An 18,816-nucleotide genomic window follows, 5' to 3' on the forward strand; every position below is an offset into this window, starting at 1 on the left:
GCCATTCGTTGATCGCGGCGATGTAAACCGTGGCTTCGTAGCGCACGGCGAGCTTGTCGCACCGGGTGGCGACGGCCCGGTTGCGCTTCAACCGGTTGATGCCGCATTCCACGTGGCGCTGCTTGTACCGCTGTGGGCCAGGCGGTGGGCGTCGACTGCCCCGCCCATGCGGGTGACGGCATCGGTGAGGATCGCGGGCGAGGTGGCGAAGTTGAGTCGTACGAATCCTGCGCCGCCGGTGCCGAAGACGTGCCCGGAGCTCAGGGCAACCCGCGCACGGTCCAGGAACATCTTCGCAGGCCCGGCCAGGTCGCTGGCCACGCCGGGGTCGCTGTCCGGCTGCTCGGTGGCGATGCCCAGCCCCGTGCAGTCCAGCCAGGCGAGGTAGGTGCCCTCGGGGCGGTGGTAAGTGACGGACGGGAGGTGCTTCGCCAGCAGCGTCTCCAGGAGCGTGCGGTTGGCGTCGAGGCCGTCGAGGAGGAGATCGAGCCACGGTCCGCCGGCGCGGAACGCGGCGGTGTGCGCAATGACGCCCAGGTGGCTGGGCCCATGGCCGACTTCTTCCGGCATGCGGTCAAGGTCGCCGGCGGCCTGCGGCCCGGCGACCGCGAGCGCCGCCTTGAGGCCGGCGAGGTTCCATGCCTTCGAGGCGGAGGTCAGGGCGAACGCGTTCTCGGCGCCGGCCACCGTGAGGTACGGGGTGAAATGCGTCCCGGGAAGCACGAGGGGGGCGTGAATCTCGTCGGAGACCACTCGCACGCCGTGCCGGTCGGCCAGTTCGGCGACGGCCTCCAGCTCGTCGCGGCGGTGGACGACGCCGGTCGGGTTGTGCGGGTTGCACAGCAGGAACGCCGGCCGGCGGCCGCAGGCCCGGGCCCGGCGGAACGCCTCGTCGAGAGCGGCGGGATCCATCCGCAGGTCCGGTCCGAGTGGCGCCTCGAGCACTCGCCGGCCGGCGTGGCTGACGAAGGCGTAGAAGGGCGGGTACACGGGGGAGCAGACCACCACCGCGTCTCCGGGGTCGGTCACGAGCCGGAGCACCTCGACGACGCCCATCATCACGTCTGATACGACCGTGGTGTGGTCGACGCTGAAGTCGCCCCAGCCCCACCGCCGGGCGGCGAAGTCGCCGAGTGCCTCGGCGTACGCCGTCCCGTACGCGTATCCGGTGTCACCGAGGCCGATCGCGTGGCGAAGCACCTCGGCCACGGGGGGAGCGAGGGGTACGTCCATCTCCGCGACCCAGAGGGGGAGCACGTCGGGCGGATGCATGCGCCACTTCACGCTGGTGCGCCGCCGGAGTTCGTCCAGTGTGAGCAGGGTGAGCGGATTCTGCGCCACGAAGTCGTCGGGGGAGGGGGCAGGGCTTGCCATGCCGCCCACCTTAGGCCGTACGTCGATCTCACCGTCAGCTCCGGTGCAGCGTCCGATCATCGGATATCTCTATGGCGTGCCGTCAGGAGGGCTTGTTGGCCGCTCCACAGCCATTGGAGGTACCGCTGCAGTTCCTCGAGAGTCGCGATCCAGCCCTCGTTCATGTACGTGATGATGCGTGCCGCTTCCCCGGGGAGCAGGTCGTAGGCAGTCGCTCGTGTCTCGGGGGCGGCTGTGTCGGGAGCGACCGGCACAGGGTCCGGGATGAGCGGGACCCGGATGCCACTGCGGCTGAGCGCTTTGAGGACCGTGAGGTAGACGCGGGGCAGGTGGTAGGGGGTGACGGTGAGCCCGAGACTGGTGATCCCGAGGGCCTTGACGTGGCTGGCCACCCATGCGCCTTGTAGGCCGGTGTTGGGTGCCGGCTCGGCCTGTAGGTGGACCCCGTCCAGGCGGCGGAGGCCAAGCGTGCGTAGATAGGGGAGCGTGATCTGGTGGTACGTCTCTTCGGCCGGGTTCCCGTTTGCCACCAACAGATAGCTGATGTCGGGGTTGGCCTCCCAGCGCCGGATGGCATGCGTGAGACGCCACTCCTCGCCCTGGCCGATCGGTATGACGAGTGCGTTGACGTGTTCGGCGGCCGACTGAGGCAGGGCTAGGATCGCCATGAAGGCCTTCATGACGTCCATGAGCTGGACAGTTGTGTAACCAGCGGGGGCCTGTGGCTCCAGAACTCGAGGAAGCGACCTCCTTGGATGCGCCGGACGCACCGCTCGTACCTCCTCAGAGCCGTCCACCAGCGGCGACTGAGGGGACGGCGGCTCGCGGCGTGGGTCAGACCTCAGGGATCAGCACGCTCAGGCAGGTGACGCAGCCCTCAAGCTTCTCGTACTCGCCGATGTCAGTTGCGTCGCGGATCGATGCGGAAGGCCGGACGGCTCTCGCTGCGGCACGCGTACGCGTTCGCGAGCTGACCCGGTGACGACGGATGCGAGCAGCCGTGGACGTCTCTGGACGATCACGGCTTGCCTGCCCAGCTCACCGCCCAATCTGTTGCCCTGCTCGTTGACCTCTTCAGTGGCTTCAGAGGCATCAGCTTCGGTGCGTTACATGATCCGTCGGGTGAGCTCCCATCTGCTGACGAGCGCGCGTTGCGTCGCCGATGACCGGTGGGGGAGTGCCGTACGAGACCGGAAGAGCGACTGAGAGAGAGTGCGGGCGTTTCCAACCACGACGACTTGGTTGCCTTCGTGCAGGCCGTGGTTCGGGGCCAGCGCGCAGGGGCGGCGGTGCCTGCGTGGTCCGCTCGGGGCAAGTGTTGGGCTGGCCGGTGGGCTGAGGCAAACCGGCCAGCCTGCTGCACTTGACGCTGGCAATCGACGCCAGGGGTCAGGATCTTGGGATGGTCACGCGATGCTGGGCGCGGGCAGCGGCCGCTCCTTGGGGCTTGCGCCGAAACGGTTCGTGCCGGGCGTGCTGTCCGACACGAAGAACACCAGCAGGACGATGGCGCCCACGATCGGCACCAGCCCGATCAGCAGCCACCAGCCCGTCCGGTCGGTGTCGTGCATGCGTCGTACCGCGACCGCCAGCGTCGGCAGCAGCAGCGCCAGGTTGACGATGATGCCGATGACACCGGTGGACCCGTCCGAGCCGAGAGTTGATCCCAGCACGCTGTCCAGGATGGCAGCGGCAAGACCAACAAGGACGTTGAACAGGGTGAACCACCAGTACTCAGACCGGCGGGCCCGACCCGTGAAGCCGACGTACTGGGTAAGAACCGACCTGATGGCGGCAGTGAAGGACATAGCTGTCTCCGGTGTTTCGAGGGGGAGTTGCAAGGTCATCGCGGACGCAGCCAAGCAGATCGCCCCACCGCGGTCAACGGCCGAGCAGCCGCGAAGCAGAAGCCGCCACGCCATCAGGACGAACATCCGCGTCTGTCGCCGACAGCGCGTGCGAGACGACCGGATTCGCCGATGAGCGGGTTGTGATGTTGGGAGCCGCCTCAGGCGGGTCCTGCTCTGGCCGGGGCGGGCCTCCTGCGATCAGACGAGCGGGTCAAACCTGATTTCCCGGACCTCCTGTGCAGCGGCAGGCGACAGCGAACTTGGCAGCCCACTCCAGCGCCTCCTCGCGTGAGGGCACGTCGACCATCGCGAACCCGCCGATGACCGCCATGGTCTCCGGGTACGGGCCGTCGGTGAGCATCCCGTCGGTCGCCACGATGCTCGCCCTCTGGCTTTCCACCCCGCCCCCGAAGATCCACACCTGCATCCTGGGCCTCCCGGACCACCGCGTGCACGGCCTTGCCCACGGCGGCACACCAGTGACACCGGTGGGCAGCCGCAATGTGGGAGCATCTCGCCGAGCACCTGGACCGAGTCTGGCCGGACATCGATCCTGCGCAAAGTTCTCTAAGTAGCCGAGTTGCGGATGTTGCACAGGTCGCCCCATGGCGGTTGAACCACAGGGCGCTGCGCCACTTGGTCGAGCAGTTGCCGCACGGGAGAAAGAGGCATCACACCCGCGTAAGCGGGTGATGCGGCTTGGGCGGCAGCTCGACTTCAACGTGATCTCCGGCGCTGACCTGGCCGCTGCGGGAGACGATGCCCATGACGCCAGCCAGACGGACCACCTGCCCGTCATCGTCGGTATGCACGACCTGCTTGAGCAGTCCCTGCTGGAAATTGTTGATCTGCTGGCACGGGTTGCGCAGGCCCATGACCGTAATGACGGCCTCCCCGATGGTGAGGCGTGTGCCGACGGCTAGACCGAGCAGATCGATGCCTCGCGTCGTGATGTTTTCCCCGAGGTCACCGGGCATCACATGGAAACCTGCCTCAGCGAGGTCGTCAAACAGCTCTGCGTGGATGAGGTGGACCTGGCGCATGTTTGGCTGCGAGGGATCGGCGGCCACTCGCGATCGGTGCTGCACGGTGGCCCCGAAATGGGCATCACCCTCCACACCAAGACCCTCGTGCAGCGTGATGGCGTCCACCCTCTGCTTGCTGAAAGTGTGCGTCGGACTCACCTGGACCGCTACGACCTCACGGCTCATGCGCCTGATCCTGCCAGCGCACCGACACCTGGGATTGAGGAGCAGGCAACCTGCCCTGGGCGAACAGGCGTGGGAGCTCGCTCTCCAACTCCTAACCCTTTGCGGCAATCTTGAGTCGGACCCCTGGGCGCTCGCGCTCGCCGTAACACGCAGCGACGCCTGGTTCCTGCACGACCGCCCCTGATCAGGCCGACGAGTGCAAGCGGTGAGCTGGTCGGGTAGCTCTCGTGCCCGTCGAGGGGACGGCCGGACAGGTAGCGGTAAGCAGATGGAGCCATACGGTGGCGCGCAGGCTCTGACATCCGCCATTGACATCACTGGAGCCGACCGTCGGGGGATTCAGCCGGACGATCAAGGCGTCATCGTGGACGTCCTGGACGGCAATGAACGCCGCGACCATCGCCGGGAACGCCTTACAAGCGAAACGTCCGAGCCGGAGCGAGGCAACGAGAAGGCAGCAGGCTCCTCACGGATGCTCCGCCTGCGCATGCACGATCACCTCCCGTGCCCGACGTACGTCCGGCACGTCCCAGAGCACAGGATCCCTGCGTGGCTCGTTCGCCCAGATCCGCCACGGGTTTCCCTTGTGCTCCAGCACGTCGGAGGCGACCGGGAAAGCCCCGAAGGTGAGACTGCCCGTCCCGTCAGGCCGCTCGACGATCACCGGAGGTGCCAGGGCATTTAGGTAGGTCGAGGTGACCCGTATGCCGGACGTCCCGCCGAAGACCAGAAGCCGCCGGTTGGTGAGCACGTAGCGGGTCCGCCGCGACACGACGGCGCGGACGGCGAACCGTCCGACGAGCAGGTACAGGCCGCCTGGTGTGAGCAGGACGCTCACGGTCGACAGGACGACTGGCGCCGTGGGATCCGCCAGCACGGTCACGTCCCAAAACACCATGAAGCCGAATGTCATGATGCTCACCGGGATCAGCACCGCGTCCGCCGGGTGAAAGAGCCGGTGTCGTGCGGGGCAGCCCTGCCACCGGACACGTTCGTCGCGTAACAGATGTTCCGACGTACTGTCCATATCCCCATCATGGAATCCGACCACAAGCGAACACGCGGTCGATGCGTGCGAGGCCGCGCTGTGCGGGATGATTCGACAAGGCTTGTAAACGAGGCGTCAGGGTTCTGCCGAGCAGCCAAACCGGCGGGCATGGGCGGCCGCACCGCCCTACGGCGACGTTCGCGGGAGGGAGCCTCGGCGTCGGATCTGAAGTCGTTCCGGCGCGCCGGGAGTTGCTGGCAGCATCGGTGACAGCAAGATGGCAGGAAGAGGGCCGCCGCCGTGCGCGCGATGGTCGGCTTGCAGCACAGAAGTACAGCCGCAGCCGGTAGGGATTCGCGAGCTGCGCACGGAGCCGCAGGCGACCGCCTCGCCGGCAGATCCATGGGTTCGGGACGACCACGGCGACCAGGCCGAGGCCCGAGGCAGCGATGAGGCAGCAAGCCCTTTGATCCAGGTGAGTACGAGGCGGCAGAGGACGCCCAGCGTCAGCTGCTCAGTCGACCGTCACCGTCGACGATATCGCCCCGGGATCGCGCCGAGCCGGGGGAAGCCAGACGCGCCAGATCATGACCGGCCCAGTTCCCGCCCGGCCAGGTGGGCTCGCGCCTGCTGGTACTCCTCGGCGTTGATCTCGCCGCGGGCGAACCGGCGGTCGAGAATCTCCTGCGGCGTCTCCCGGCTCTGCTGGCCAGGCGCGCCCTGGCCGAAGGACGACCCCGGGACAAGTCTGATGACGGCCCAGATGATCAGGCCAATGATCGCGATGGTCACCAGTGGCATCAGAATCATCCACGCCCAGCCCGGCCCGTATCCGTTCATCATGGTGTCACCTCCGACGCGGTGGGCCTTACCGATTCATCCTCGCTCGCGGGGCGGCATCCTGTCAGGGGCATAGGTCACCTCCCTGTCGAGGGTTCTGGCGCATGCCGCCCACACCCTGTCACCACATCCTCGGCGGTCCCGCGCGACCCACCAGCGCCTGGCCAGCGGCTGCCCACTATCGGCCTCCATCGCGCCAGCGATCGCACCACGTCCACTCCAGCGGACCTGATCGCGGCGGCCCGTGGCGCTCCCTGCGTCGTCACCGCCTGGAACCCCCAGCTCGCTCAGCATCGAGAGCAGTCCGATGGTGTCGGCGAACGCCCTCGCCTCATTCGGGAATGAGGCCGGGGATGGTGGTGAGGCACCACTACTGGACACCAGCCCGTCTACGTCGAACAGGACGGTGTCCAGCCGCTCAAGCGGCAGGCGGAAGGTCTCCCCGGCCACGTCGTCTCGCCCTTCGCAGCCGGGCTGACGTCAGTACCCCGATTGGTCAACGGCGATCTCCACGGACCCTTCCGTGCTTGTGCGCTAGGACCGGCATACGCCCCGGCCGGCGATGAGGCTTCCGCTCTTTGGCCTCTGGGGTGACTCGGCAGGAGCGTCTCCGCCTGCTGCGGCCAGTGGCGGGGCCGACAACGGCCAGCCCCTCGCGTCGCGGCGGTTGCGGTTGCCTTGCGCGCCGCCGGAGAAGATCTTAGCCACGGCCATGAGCCGAGACGCCCGACTTCGCCAGATCGGCGGTGCGCAGACGGCCCGGCATGCATGCTGACATCTACTGCGCCAGCGGTCGGCGCGACTTACGCCAGGCACTGTTCGTGACGGTCATGAGCGACGAGGTCACCCGCGCGAGTAGCCGTCCAGGGCGTGCGGGAGGCGATGCGGATGGACCATGACGGCGGGTCCGCGCGGCACCCCGACCATGGAGCGTCTGGCCATCCCGATCAGGCGGCTGCCGGCCACGGTCGACCGGGCGCAGGCCCCAGTCCCGCCCAGGCTCCCACCGGGCACTCAGGCGGCGGGGCGCATGGCGGCCACGACAAGCATGCGGGGCACGACCCGGCGGTGTTCCGGCGCAAGTTCTGGCTCAGCCTCGCCCTGACCATCCCAATCGTGTTCACCAGCGATCTGGTGATGCAGACGTTGGGGTACTCGCTGCAGTTTCCGGGCATGGCATGGGTGGGTCCCGTGCTGGGGTCGGTCGTCTTCTTCTACGGCGGGTGGCCCTTTCTGGTGGGGGCCGTGCGGGAAGTCCGGGACCGCGCTCCCGGGATGATGCTGCTTATCGCCATGGCGATCACCGTGGCGTACGTCGCGTCGCTGGCCACCAGTCTGGGCGCCTTCCGGCTGGACTTCTGGTGGGAGCTGGCCGCGCTGGTGACCATCATGTTGTTCGGGCACTGGCAGGAGATGCAGGCCATCGGCCAAGCCCGGGGGGCCCTGGCGGCGCTGGCCGCGCTGCTGCCCGACGACGCTGAACGCGTAGCTGCCGATGGCCAGGTACAGCGCGTGCCGGTGAGCGACCTGCGCCTCGGTGACACGGTGCTGGTCCGCCCCGGCGCCCGGGTGCCCGCCGACGGGCACGTCGTCGACGGCACCGCGGAACTGGACGAATCCATGATCACCGGGGAGTCCCGCCCGGTGCCCCGGGCGGTCGGGGACCGGGTCGTCGCCGGCACGGTCGCCACCGACTCCGCGATCCGGGTGCAGATCGACGCGGTGGGGGAGGACACCGCCCTGGCCGGAATCCAGCGCCTCGTCGCCCAGGCCCAACAGGCCGGCGGTCGGGCTCAAGTGCTCGCCGACCGGTTCGCCGCGTGGCTGTTCTACATCGCCACCGGCACCGCCGCCGTCAGCTTGATCGTCTGGTCCGCCCTCGGGGACGTCGAACAGGCCGTGGTACGCACCATCACCGTGCTGGTGATCTCCTGTCCGCACGCGCTGGGCCTGGCGATTCCCCTGGTCATTGCACTGTCGACCAGCGTGGCTGCCAAGGGCGGGATCCTGGTCAAAGACCGCCTGGCGCTGGAGCGGATGCGCACCGTCGACGCGGTCCTGATCGACAAGACCGGCACGTTGACCAGGGGCGCGCACACCGTCACCGGGGTCACCGCCGCCGCTGGCACCACCGAGGACGACGTGCTGCGGCTGGCCGCCGGCGTGGAGGCCGACAGCGAGCACCCGCTGGCTCGCGCCATCGTCACCGCAGCCGAACGCGTCGGGCCGGCGAAGGGAAACGACTTCCGGTCCCTGCCCGGTCGGGGCGTGCAGGCCACCGTCGACGGAACGGCGTACGCGGTGGGCGGCCCGGCGCTGCTGCGCGAGCTGCACGCCGAACTGCCCGGCGAGCTCTCCCGCGCCGGCGAGGAGTGGTCCAAGCGGGGCGCCGCCGTGCTCTACCTGGCGCGGCTGGACGGTGCGCCGCAGCTGCTCGGGGCGCTCGCCCTGGAGGACGAGGTACGCCCCGAGGCGCGCGAGGCCATCGCCCAGCTGCGTGAACTCGGCATCCAGAAGATCGCAATGATTACTGGTGATGCCCGGCCGGTGGCCGACGCGGTCGCGGCGGACCTGGGTTTCCGCCCCGGCGTCGACGAGGTGTTCGCCGAGGTCCTGCCCGCGGACAAGGACGAGATCGTCACCGACCTGCAGGGCCGCGGCCTCACCGTCGCCATGGTCGGCGACGGCGTCAACGACGCTCCCGCGCTGGCCCGCGCCGACGTCGGCATCGCCATCGGCGCCGGCACTGACGTCGCCATCGAATCCGCCGGCGTGGTTCTGGCCTCCTCTGACCCGCGCGGCGTCAGCGCCACGGCCCGCCTGTCCAAGGCGTCCTACCGCAAGATGGTGCAGAACCTCGTCTGGGCCGCGGGCTACAACGTCGTCGCCATCCCGGTGGCGGCCGGCGTCTTCGCCTGGGCCGGAGTGGCGCTCAGCCCGGCTGCCGCCGCCGTGCTCATGTCCGCGTCCACGATCGTGGTTGCTCTCAACGCCCAGACGCTGCGCCGGGTGCACCTGACACCCGAGAAGCAGTGATGCGATGACCGCCTCCCTGCCCAACCCGATCAGCAGCGGCGTTCCGGCACAGTCAGAGCAGCAGTGGCCGACGAACTGCCGCCAAGCCAGGCCAGCGATGTCAGGCAGGCCGCGGCGCTTCGGCCTGGTCCGGTCGGCAGGGCTTCGGTGGTGAACCCGGGCCGGGACAGCGCCAGTCGCGGGCGGGGTCGCGCTGTGTGATGGCCCTCTGAAAACAGCTGACGCCTTCGTTGCTGACGGGATCGAAGTACCCCCCGGGGTATTTGAATCAAGAGCGGTGAGGACCGTCTCACTGTCGCCGTCGGTCAGGACAAGCTCTTGACGACAAATACCCCCAGGGGGTATACCTTTCCCACTTACCCATACCCCCCAGGGGCATAAGGAGGGGTGAAAATGTCGCACGGTTCCAAGCGGTGGTGGGCCCTCGGGCTCATCGCGCTCGCCCAGTTCATGGTCATCATGGACACGTCGATCATCGGCGTGGCCTTACCTCGCATGCAGGCCGATCTCGGCTTCTCGCCGGAGAACCTGTCGTGGGTGTTCAACGCCTACGTCGTTGCCTTCGGGGGCCTGCTGCTGCTCGGCGGCCGGCTGTCGGACCTGCTCGGTGCCCGGCGCATGTTCAGCGCGGGCTGGCTGATCCTTCTGGCCGGCTCATTGGCCGCCGGTCTGGCCGACGGCGTGGCGGTCGAGCTGGCCGCGCGTGCCGCGCAGGGCGTCGGCGCCGCACTTATCGCACCGTCGGCGCTGACGTTGCTGATGATGCTCTTCGGCCGTGAGCCGAGGGAACTCACCAAGGCCCTTGCCCTGTACGGCGCGGCCGCGCCGGCCGGCGGCACCGCCGGTGTCTTCCTGGGCGGCGTCATCACCCAGTACGTCAGCTGGCCCTGGGTCTTCTACATCAACATCCCGATCGCCCTGCTCGCGGTCCTCGCCACCCCGGTGCTGATGCCGGCCGGCGGCGCCCGCCGCGGCTCCCTCGACCTCGCCGGCGCTCTGACCGTGACGGCGGGTCTCGGGGCGGCCGTGTACGCGATTGTGCGCGCCCCCGAGGCCGGGTGGGCCTCCGCAGAAACGTGGCTGGTGCTCGCCGGCGCCGTGCTGGCTCTCGGCGCGTTCCTCGCGATCCAGGCCGTTCGCCGGGAACCGCTGATGCGGCTGTCCATCTTCCGTGCCCCGAACCTCGGCGCCGCCAACCTCGCCCAGCTCCTGCTCGGCGCGGCCTGGATCCCGATGTGGTTCTACCTCAACCTCTACCTGCAGCAGGTCCTCGGCTACAGCGCCTTCCCCAGCGGCGCGGCGCTGCTGCCGATGACCATCCTCATCATGCTCGGAATGATCACCATCGCCCCGCGAGCCATTGGCCGGTTCGGTCCCAAGCCGCTGGTGGTGACCGGCCTCGCCGTCCTCGCCACCGGGCTGGGCTGGCTCGCCCTGGCCCGCCCCGACGGCAATTTCCTCGTCGACGTCCTGCCCGCCTCGCTGGTCGCGGCGTTGGGCATGTCGCTGGCCTTCATCCCGTCGCTCGGCACGGCGATCTCCAGCGCCCGACCGGAGGAAGGCGGCCTGGCCTCCGGCATCGTCAACACCAGCTACCAGGTCGGCTCGGCACTCGGCCTGGCCGCCATGACCGCCATCGCCGCCTCCTACGGCGCCGACCGACTCGGTGACGTGCCGGCACTGACCGACGGCTACTCCGCCGCCTTCATCGGCGCCGGCGCCATTGCCGCGGTAGGGGCGGTCGTCACCGCGATCACCGTGCGCTCCGCGACCCCCCGCCTGGAGACCACCACAAACACCGAGCCCGCCCAGGTCCGTTGACCCTGCTGAGCAGGGAGCCGCTACGCCATGCGGCCTCCGGAGTCGGCTGGCCACGAACAGGCCAGTCGACTCCGGGGCACGACCGAACCCCAGCCGCCGCCCATTCGACCGGGCCGACCGCAACGGCCGCACCTCTCCGGCGCCGGACCTTGCGGCCCCGCCATGCTGGGACCTACGGCCCTGTTCGGAAGTCACCGGGCAAAGGAACAGTAGATCCAGATGGAACCCGGAAGCGGGGGCAGTGATCGGGAGAGGTGGCAGTGATGCGTGCGATTCGCAGGAGCGTCGCGGTGCTGGGAACGGTACTGGTCGCGGTCGTGGCCCTGCCCGTTGCCGCGATGGCCGACGCGGGCACGACAGGTCGTGACTTCGGCGGGCACGTCGTGGTTTGCGCGCAGACCATGGGCTTCGACGCGCAACACAACCCTGGAATGCACCAGGGGTTCTCCGACTGGGATCCAAGCCACACATGCTGACGCGGCGCGATCAGGGCGGCCCGGTCTACGGCGGCTGTCACCCGACCCCTCGGCGTCAGGCGGTTCAGCGGCCGTTCTCTGGCCTCACGTGAGCCGCCCGATGTGGTCAGCGACGGTGCTGGCCCCCTCGGTCGACAAAAGGACCGGGTAGTGGTTGACGTCAGACAACGTGGGCTGTATCAAGGTCCCACTCATCGTCAAGAGTCGGCCGCATGCGCCACAACCCAGCCAGGGGCGGGCCCGTGGAGACGACGAGAGACCCCGCCTCTACGGTGGACCGATGGCGTCCGTCAAGCAGATCCAAGTCACCTTCGACTGCGCAGAACCTAAGCGCGTCGCTCGTTTCTGGTGCGAGGTGTTGGGGGTACGTCGTACCGTCGCCACCGGAGGGGTTTGCTACCTGGGACGATTTCGATCGCGCCCTGCCGCCTGAGCATCAGGGTTCAGCGTTCGCATGCATTGATCCCTCAGGTGTGGGCCCGCGACTGTTCTTCCAGCGCGTTCCCGAAGGCAAGGTCGTCAAGAATCGGCTGCATCTTGACGTGCGGGTCGGTACCGGGCTCGTGGGTGAAGAGCGCCTGGCCGCACTTGAGGCCGAATGCGCACGACTGGTCGCGCTCGGCGCGGTACGCGTGCGACTACTGCCTGCCGATGGCGACAACGAGTCGTGCCTCGTGATGCAGGACATCGAGGGCAACGAGTTCTGTCTCGACTGAGTGGCCGCGACGCTGCGGCCGTCCGCTGATGCCCCTGGTCGCGCGACCTTGCCGACGAGCGGATGCTTCGGGTTCATCCGGACGATCGAGTACGAGGCCATCGGGCGGTGCCTGGCAGCCACGACGGGGCTATCGGTCACTCGGAATCCTGTCGTACTAGTCTTCGCGGCATGGCCTTGCGACCGGACGAGTTCTATGACCATGCAGTCGCCGTCGCGGACAGCGAGCGCCGGCTCCCGTTGGCACGCATGACGGGATGGGAGATCAGTCCGTTCGAGCCGGACGGACTGCGCGTAGCGCCGTTGCGCCCGCCGGTGCTCCCAGAGCCCGCGCGGCACGGCGAGGATCCGTCGGACTGCAACGCCTGCCGCGACCGGAACGAAGGGCTCTGGTTCAACGATCACTGGCGGCTGGTCCGGATTCCGGGAGTGGGCGTCCCGCTGGTGCTCATGCTGCATCCGCGCGATCACTACGACATGGCGGATCTACCCGACGAACTGGCCGCCGAACTGGGGCTGTTGAGCACTCGCATCGTCCGCCACATGCAGGCACTGCCGCACATCTCGCGGGCCCACGTCTACCGCATCGGAGATGGCGGCGCCCACCTGCACGTCTGGTTCTTCGCTCGGCCCGAGGGGCAGGCCCAGTTGTACGGGTCGTGGCTGGTCGTCTGGGACGACCTGCTGCCGGAGTACCCAGCGGATGTCGCACAAGCTGACGCTGAAATCGTGGCAGACGCGTTGGTCGCGTGCCACGGTGGCCACCGGTCGCCCACCAGCGAACCGGCCGCCTGACCGGCCTGATCCACGACCCGAATGTCACCGTGACGGCTGTTGCCACCGCCGCCGTGCGGATTTGCCAAGGTCACGTGTCCGGATCTGCCGCAAATCGCGCGTCTGGGCAACGTACGAAGCCGATGAGCGGCATTGGCGGTGTCGGATTGCCCGGCGATTGGTGGCGGGGGGCCTGGTGGGACGACGCCACGCGCTGGGCCGAAGTTGGTAGAAGGGCGGCCGACCGTCGGATGGCGGCAATGCGTCGGGCGGGTTTAGGTGACTACGAGCGGCCGAAACCCCGTCAGCAGATGATGGGACCGAGGGGTCGCCGGTGGTCTGGTGGTGGCAGACATGTTGGCGATCCGTGGCGGCGCTGCGTTTGACGGGGTCAGTCCCGTCCTGGTCGAGCGGCCCCTGGTGCTCATCGACGACGGGCGAATCGTGAGCGTACAGGCCAACGGGGCGCCGCCGGCGGGCGCCGAGGTGGCCGATCTGGGCGACGCAACGCTGCTGCCCGGCCTCGTCGACGCCCACGTGCATCTGGCTTTCGACGCCAGCGCAGACCCGGTCGGTGCGCTTGAGGGCCTGCCGGACGAGGAGTTGCTCGGTCGGATGCGCACCGCGGCGCGTGCCTGCCTGGCTGTGGGGATCACGACCGTACGGGACCTGGGCGACCGGGGTTATCTGGCGTTGCGGCTACGCGACGAGATCACCGCCGACCCCGCGTCTGGTCCGCAGATCCTCGCGGCCGGCCCGCCCGTCACCACCAGCCGGGGCCACTGCTGGTTCCTCGGTGGCGAGGCGGACGGCGTCGAAGGCGTCCGGGCCGCGGTACGTGCCCGCGTGAAGCGGGGCGTCGACGTGATCAAGGTGATGGCGACCGGTGGCGAGATGACGCCTGGGACGCACTCGCACGAGGCGCAGTACGGGCCGGACGAGTTGCGAGCGGCCGTTGAGGAGGCGCACCGCCACGGGTTGCCCGTGGCGGTGCACGCCCATGGCGTACCGAGCATCGAGTATGCCGTCGCGGCAGGCGTCGACACGATCGAGCATTGCTCGTTCATGACGGCCGACGGCGTCGACTCGCGCCCGGACGTGATTGACGCGATCGCCAGGGCCGGCATTGTCGTCTCGGCGACCCTCGGGTTTGTTCCGGGATCTGCACCCCCGCCGCGGATAGCCGCCCGGGTTGGCGGGTTCGTGGCCAACCTGCAGCGGATGCGGGATGCCGGCGTCACGGTGGTGTGCGGCAGCGATGCCGGTATCGGGCCACCCAAGCCTCATGGCGTCCTGCCTTACAGCGCATCGATGTTGGTCGAATGCGGGTTCCCGCCGGTCGCGGCACTGCGCGCGGTGACCTCACTGGCCGCCACGGCGTGCCGGGTCGGCGAGCGCAAGGGGCGGCTGGCTCCCGGCTTTGACGCTGACCTGCTCGCCGTTGAAGGCGATCCCCTCGCCGACGTCACCGCTGTACGCGCCGTAACGGCCGTGTTCCGCGCCGGCCATCGAGTGCGCTGACGCCGGGCGGGGCCTCAAGACAGCGGCGACCGGGAGGCTCACGATCCGGCCGCCGTGATCGCGCCCGGTCGAGCCGCCCGGTCGGGCAGGCGCGAGATGCCAGGCCGCGCAGTGGGGAATTGTCGGCCCTGTCTGGCAGCCTGGCCGCCGTGGTGATGATAAGCATCGTCGATGAAACGACCGCGGGTCGCGAGCCCGACGCGTGGCATCTGGAGATCTTCGAGGAGCGGCTGCCGCTGCGCGAGGTCATTCGTCGCCGGGTGTTCCAGGAGGTTGCGGAGCACAACGCCCGGCGCTCAGGAGAGTTCCGGGGACTGGTACAGCCGTCGGGGGCCGAGCGCGAGCTCAATGGCGCCCGCAGGTACCAGCATCGCCAGGTCGACCCACACCGCCAGTACGATCGCGCGGTGGAGGCGTTCGGTCGCAACGGTTTCATCGTGCTCGTCGACGACCGGCAGGTCGAGGACCTCGACGCGCAGGTCGAACTTCGGACGGGCACCGAGATCACGTTCCTCCGGCTCGTTCCCCTGGTCGGTGGTTGATGACCGCGGTGGTCCCCGACACGGCACTGTCGCCGTACGCCGCCAGCCTGCTGCGGGTGGTGACCGTCCCCGAAGCGGCGGCGGACGACTCGGTCGCCGGTCGGGTGGTGGACGCATCGCGGCTCAGCGACCGGGAACTCGGCGTACTGTTGGCCGCCGCTTATCGCCTGCTGCCGCTGGATCCCGCCCACTGGGTGAAGCTGGGCATCACGGCGGCGTGCCAGCAACGGCAGCCGGCGTTCACCCCGGAGTCGTGTGCCGCCATGCTGTCCGCGCTAGTGGACGAGCTGGCGCAGCCGTGGTGCTCCGGGAATCCCGTGCTGGCCGTCAACGTGCTGCTCCGGTGCGAGGGGCCGTTGCCGCAGGAGGCGGCGCGATCGGCCAGACGCCTGGTCACGGCACTCGGCGATCGATCCCGGCTTGATCATCCGTACGCGCTGATGGCCCTTGCCGGGCTCGGCGGCGGGTTGACCGCGCGTATCGAGAGCAAGCTGTTCGCGTGGTCGTTGCATTCGATCGCCCGGGACGAGGCCGCGGTGGTGTCCGCGCTCGACCCCATCGCGCAGGCGCTGCTCGCCGAGGCGAGCGGTGAGCGCTCGTACTACTCGCCACCCCGGCTGCCGGACATGTGGCAAAGACTGGCCGACAGGCCGGAGTACGCGTCGTTCGCGCACCGGGCGCTCGAGGCGGCACACCGGCGGGTCGCCGATATTCAGTCCGGCAGGATCGCGTACCAGGCGGACGCGGCGTTCGAGAGGGACGAGGTGGCGGCGCTCGGCCGGGCGGTGCGGGTCGCCCTGCTGCGGGACGAGCCCTGGCTGATGGACCTGCTACGACCGCTCCTGCTGGGCGTCGCTGTGGCACCGACCGCCGCCCGGACAGCCCCCTCGCAGGCGCTGCTGTACGAGGTGGCCCGCGCCGTCGAGGACTTCCCCACGCCGGAGGCTTCGGCCGCGCTGCGTGCCGCCCGCGCCGCAGCCCGGCACAAGGGCGTACACAAGCAGCTCGACCGCGAGCTGCGACGCATCGAACGAGCCCTGGGGGATCGACCCGACGTGGCGTTCCGACTACCCGACCTCGGGTTCGGGCCCGATGGCGTCCGCACCGTGACCGTCGGCGGGTACGACGCGGTCGTCACCCTGTCCCACGACGTTGACCTGGCCTGGCGACGGGCGGACGGCAAGGCGCTGGCGACCGTCCCAACGGCCGTACGGCGCGACCACGCCGACACCGTGCAGGAACTGCGCGACCTGGTGAAGCAGGCCCGGGGACATCTCGCGACGGTAGCGCGGTCGCTGGAAATCGGCTTCACCGCCGGCACCACGCTGCCCTATCGACGCTGGCGTGACGAGTTGGCGACGAACGGTCTCGGGTGGAGCGTGGTGCGGCGCCTGATCTGGGAGGTGCCGGGCGCGTCCGGCCAATGGCGGTCGGTGCTTCCCACGGGCGACGGTTTCGCGGATCTGAGCGGGACGGCCGTGCCCGAGCCCGAGCCGGACGCGGAAATCCGGCTGTGGCACCCGCTGAACACGTCGGCCGAGGAGATCCGGGGCTGGCGCGATGAGCTCACCGATCGCGAGCTGCGGCAACCGTTCAAGCAGGCGTTCCGGGAGGTCTACCTGCTGACGCCGGCCGAGCTGCAGACCGAGACCTACTCCAACCGGTTCGCCGCGCACATCGTGCACTACCGGCAGCTGTACGCGCTGATGAAGGGCCGGGGCTGGACGTGTTCGAGGCTCGGTCCGTGGGACGGCGGGGACACCGACGACGCGTACCGGGTCCTGCCCGGCGGGGCCTGGCGGATCGGGTTCCGGCATGACTACCGCGACCAACAACCGGACGGCGTCGAGTGCGCCAGCACCGACCGGGTGTGGTTCGATCGCCGGGTCGGCGGCGCCTGGCGGACGACACAGCTGGCCGACGTTCCGGCCATGGTCCTCAGCGAGGCGATGCGCGATGTGGACCTGTTCGTGTCCGTGACCTCGATCGCCGCCGATCCGCACTGGATGGACCGCGGGGACGACCTCTACGTCGATTACTGGCGGGAGGCGAGCCTCGCCGAGCTGACGGCGACGGCGCAGGCCCGGCGGAGCGCGCTGGAGCGGATCATCCCGCGGACGAAGCTCGCCGATCGATGCGAGCTGACCGAGCGCTATCTTGTCGTGCGGGGACACCTGCACAGCTACAGGATTCACCTGGGCAGCGCGAACATCCTGATGGAGCCGGGAAATGTGTACCTGTGCATCGTGCCGTCCCGGCGGGAACCACGCGAGCAGGTCTTCCTGCCGTTCGACGACGACCGGCTCGCGCTGATCCTCAGCAAGGCGTTTCTGCTTGCCGACGACGCCCGGATCACTGACCCGTCGATCGTGGCCCAGCTGCGTGGACGCCATTGACCACCAGTCGTGCCAGGCCGTGTCTTCCAAGGCTCACAACCATTGCAGTAACGCTGTGGTCAGTTTCCTCTCACGCAGAACTCGTTGCCGTCGGGATCGGCCAGCACGACGGCGCCGTCCGCACCGACCTCGAGCCGAGTGGCTCCGAGGGAGACCAGCCGGTCGACCTCCGCGTGCTGGTCGCCACCGGCCGGGGCGAGGTCGAAGCGCTGCCGGTTGCGCACCTTTTTCGGGGCCACGGGCGGGCCTCCCCAGGCGACCTTTGTGCCGCCGTGCGGTGACTGGATCGCGGTCTCCTGGTCCTGGTCCCACACCAGCGGCCAACCCAGCGCCTCGCTCCAGAAGAGGCCGACCTCCCGGCGGCCGTCGCAGGCGAGTTCCCCGAGCAAGCCGCACCCGGCGAGGAAGGCGTTGCCCGGCTCGATCACGCAGAACTCGTTGCCCTCGGGGTCGGCCAGGACGACGTGTTCCTCCTCGGGGCGCTGCCCGACGTCGAGGTGACCGGCGCCGAGCCCCAGCGCCGTCGTCACCGTGTGCTGCTGGTCGGCGCGGCTGGCGCTGGTCAGGTGAAGGTGCATGCGGTTCGGCCCCACCTTCTCCGCGCGGCTCGGAACGAACCGCAGGCTGAGCTGTGTGTCGTCGCCGGGCAGGAGCGCACCACCGGCGTCCTCGACGACCTCCCGGCCGAGCAAGCCGGCCCAGAACTCTGCCAGGCGAGCCGCGTCGTGCGCATCGAACGTCACCGTCAGCATTCGCGAAAGCATCACTGCACAGTAGGCACGGGCCAGCATGACGACAAGGCGCGAGCCGGGCCGGACGTATCGCGAGTGGCGCAGGGCGGGCGTTGACAGTCGCGCGCCAGAGGCGCCCATCCGCCGCACGGCGAAATGCGGTCGGGTATGAAGGCGCGATGAGCGACATGGACCGGGTCGTCGGCGCGCTGTTGTCGGCTGTCGCAGCCCTCGAGGGCAGCCATATCGCGCATCGCGGCCGCATACGACCTGGAGGAGCCCGGCACCGGCGAGTGGGTTCGCAATGTGCCACGAAGCCTGGGCCTGGGGTAGCGCCTCAGATCCGACATTCCGCCACGCCAGCATCGTTACGCCCACCCTCATCTGGCGCCGAGCGAGCATGGCGAACGATTCTCTCAGGTACGACCGGCGTGCACCTTCGTGGAAGTATCGCGTTGGGCGTCGCGTCCCATTCGCACGCCGGACCGACATCCTGATCGATCATCAGAGCCGAGCTGGCGCCTGGCGACGGTGGCGCAAT

Annotated in this window: 15 protein-coding genes and 1 pseudogene; 8 read left to right on the plus strand and 8 right to left on the minus strand. The window is 69.2% G+C overall.

The features are described 5' to 3' along the window. Positions 1-87: 87 nt before the first annotated feature. From AC5RWQ_RS01815 to AC5RWQ_RS01845, 7 genes are all read right to left on the minus strand, one after another. Entirely contained in the window at positions 88-1,374 is a 1,287-nt protein-coding gene (locus AC5RWQ_RS01815; RefSeq protein ID WP_494280970.1) for a MalY/PatB family protein, read from the minus strand. A gap of 56 nt (positions 1,375-1,430) precedes the next feature. Then, a complete protein-coding gene (locus AC5RWQ_RS01820) occupies positions 1,431-2,063 on the minus strand; it encodes a hypothetical protein (protein WP_494280971.1) in 633 nt (210 codons plus the stop codon). 717 nt (positions 2,064-2,780) lie between these two features. After that, positions 2,781-3,182 carry a DUF805 domain-containing protein gene (locus AC5RWQ_RS01825; RefSeq protein ID WP_494280972.1) on the minus strand — a complete coding sequence of 134 codons (402 nt, stop codon included), beginning with the start codon at positions 3,180-3,182 and terminating at the stop codon, positions 2,781-2,783. Between the two features lie 253 nt (positions 3,183-3,435). Then, positions 3,436-3,651, minus strand: coding sequence for a YciI family protein (locus AC5RWQ_RS01830; RefSeq protein WP_494280973.1), 216 nt, complete (start codon positions 3,649-3,651; stop codon positions 3,436-3,438). 244 nt (positions 3,652-3,895) lie between these two features. Beyond that, positions 3,896-4,435 carry an MOSC domain-containing protein gene (locus AC5RWQ_RS01835; RefSeq protein WP_494280974.1) on the minus strand — a complete coding sequence of 180 codons (540 nt, stop codon included), beginning with the start codon at positions 4,433-4,435 and terminating at the stop codon, positions 3,896-3,898. A 466-nt stretch (positions 4,436-4,901) separates the two neighbouring features. Beyond that, positions 4,902-5,462 carry a hypothetical protein gene (locus AC5RWQ_RS01840; protein WP_494280975.1) on the minus strand — a complete coding sequence of 187 codons (561 nt, stop codon included), beginning with the start codon at positions 5,460-5,462 and terminating at the stop codon, positions 4,902-4,904. A gap of 546 nt (positions 5,463-6,008) precedes the next feature. Beyond that, positions 6,009-6,266, minus strand: coding sequence for an SHOCT domain-containing protein (locus AC5RWQ_RS01845; RefSeq protein ID WP_494280976.1), 258 nt, complete (start codon positions 6,264-6,266; stop codon positions 6,009-6,011). Between the two features lie 1,065 nt (positions 6,267-7,331). Here AC5RWQ_RS01845 and AC5RWQ_RS01850 point away from each other — a divergent pair. From AC5RWQ_RS01850 to AC5RWQ_RS01885, 8 genes and pseudogenes are all read left to right on the plus strand, one after another. Continuing rightward, a complete protein-coding gene (locus tag AC5RWQ_RS01850; protein WP_494280977.1) occupies positions 7,332-9,299 on the plus strand; it encodes a heavy metal translocating P-type ATPase in 1,968 nt (655 codons plus the stop codon). Between the two features lie 393 nt (positions 9,300-9,692). Then, positions 9,693-11,120: an MFS transporter gene (locus tag AC5RWQ_RS01855; RefSeq protein WP_494280978.1), complete on the plus strand. Its 1,428-nt coding sequence runs from the start codon at positions 9,693-9,695 to the stop codon at positions 11,118-11,120. Between the two features lie 263 nt (positions 11,121-11,383). Beyond that, the gene (locus AC5RWQ_RS01860; RefSeq protein ID WP_494280979.1) at positions 11,384-11,596 is read left to right on the plus strand and encodes a hypothetical protein; all 213 of its coding nucleotides are present in this window, start codon (positions 11,384-11,386) and stop codon (positions 11,594-11,596) included. 280 nt (positions 11,597-11,876) lie between these two features. Next, positions 11,877-12,312 (plus strand): annotated as a pseudogene (locus tag AC5RWQ_RS01865) (VOC family protein). Between the two features lie 170 nt (positions 12,313-12,482). Continuing rightward, positions 12,483-13,106, plus strand: a complete 624-nt coding sequence (locus AC5RWQ_RS01870; RefSeq protein WP_494280980.1) for an HIT family protein — start codon at positions 12,483-12,485, stop codon at positions 13,104-13,106. A gap of 333 nt (positions 13,107-13,439) precedes the next feature. Beyond that, positions 13,440-14,606, plus strand: a complete 1,167-nt coding sequence (locus tag AC5RWQ_RS01875; RefSeq protein WP_494280981.1) for an amidohydrolase family protein — start codon at positions 13,440-13,442, stop codon at positions 14,604-14,606. Positions 14,607-14,761: 155 nt separating this feature from the next. Continuing rightward, positions 14,762-15,148 carry a hypothetical protein gene (locus AC5RWQ_RS01880; RefSeq protein WP_494281151.1) on the plus strand — a complete coding sequence of 129 codons (387 nt, stop codon included), beginning with the start codon at positions 14,762-14,764 and terminating at the stop codon, positions 15,146-15,148. Further along, complete coding sequence (locus AC5RWQ_RS01885; RefSeq protein ID WP_494280982.1) at positions 15,148-17,544, plus strand: DUF4132 domain-containing protein; 2,397 nt, start codon at positions 15,148-15,150, stop codon at positions 17,542-17,544. Before AC5RWQ_RS01880 ends, AC5RWQ_RS01885 begins: the two co-directional genes overlap by 1 nt. A gap of 59 nt (positions 17,545-17,603) precedes the next feature. Here the strand turns inward: AC5RWQ_RS01885 and AC5RWQ_RS01890 are convergent, their stop codons facing one another. Next, positions 17,604-18,335, minus strand: a complete 732-nt coding sequence (locus tag AC5RWQ_RS01890) for a VOC family protein (protein ID WP_494280983.1) — start codon at positions 18,333-18,335, stop codon at positions 17,604-17,606. Positions 18,336-18,816 lie beyond the last annotated feature (481 nt).

This window comes from Micromonospora sp. BS32 (genome assembly GCF_059089345.1).

Coding starts and splice junctions, on each gene's coding strand:
- AC5RWQ_RS01815 (WP_494280970.1), bottom strand. CDS start 1,374: ATGGCAAGCCCTGCCCCCTCCCCCGACGACTTCGTGGCGCAGAATCCG.
- AC5RWQ_RS01820 (WP_494280971.1), bottom strand. CDS start 2,063: ATGGACGTCATGAAGGCCTTCATGGCGATCCTAGCCCTGCCTCAGTCG.
- AC5RWQ_RS01825 (WP_494280972.1), bottom strand. CDS start 3,182: ATGTCCTTCACTGCCGCCATCAGGTCGGTTCTTACCCAGTACGTCGGC.
- AC5RWQ_RS01830 (WP_494280973.1), bottom strand. CDS start 3,651: ATGCAGGTGTGGATCTTCGGGGGCGGGGTGGAAAGCCAGAGGGCGAGC.
- AC5RWQ_RS01835 (WP_494280974.1), bottom strand. CDS start 4,435: ATGAGCCGTGAGGTCGTAGCGGTCCAGGTGAGTCCGACGCACACTTTC.
- AC5RWQ_RS01840 (WP_494280975.1), bottom strand. CDS start 5,462: ATGGACAGTACGTCGGAACATCTGTTACGCGACGAACGTGTCCGGTGG.
- AC5RWQ_RS01845 (WP_494280976.1), bottom strand. CDS start 6,266: ATGATGAACGGATACGGGCCGGGCTGGGCGTGGATGATTCTGATGCCA.
- AC5RWQ_RS01855 (WP_494280978.1), top strand. CDS start 9,693: ATGTCGCACGGTTCCAAGCGGTGGTGGGCCCTCGGGCTCATCGCGCTC.
- AC5RWQ_RS01860 (WP_494280979.1), top strand. CDS start 11,384: ATGCGTGCGATTCGCAGGAGCGTCGCGGTGCTGGGAACGGTACTGGTC.
- AC5RWQ_RS01870 (WP_494280980.1), top strand. CDS start 12,483: ATGGCCTTGCGACCGGACGAGTTCTATGACCATGCAGTCGCCGTCGCG.
- AC5RWQ_RS01875 (WP_494280981.1), top strand. CDS start 13,440: ATGTTGGCGATCCGTGGCGGCGCTGCGTTTGACGGGGTCAGTCCCGTC.
- AC5RWQ_RS01880 (WP_494281151.1), top strand. CDS start 14,762: ATGATAAGCATCGTCGATGAAACGACCGCGGGTCGCGAGCCCGACGCG.
- AC5RWQ_RS01885 (WP_494280982.1), top strand. CDS start 15,148: ATGACCGCGGTGGTCCCCGACACGGCACTGTCGCCGTACGCCGCCAGC.
- AC5RWQ_RS01890 (WP_494280983.1), bottom strand. CDS start 18,335: ATGCTGGCCCGTGCCTACTGTGCAGTGATGCTTTCGCGAATGCTGACG.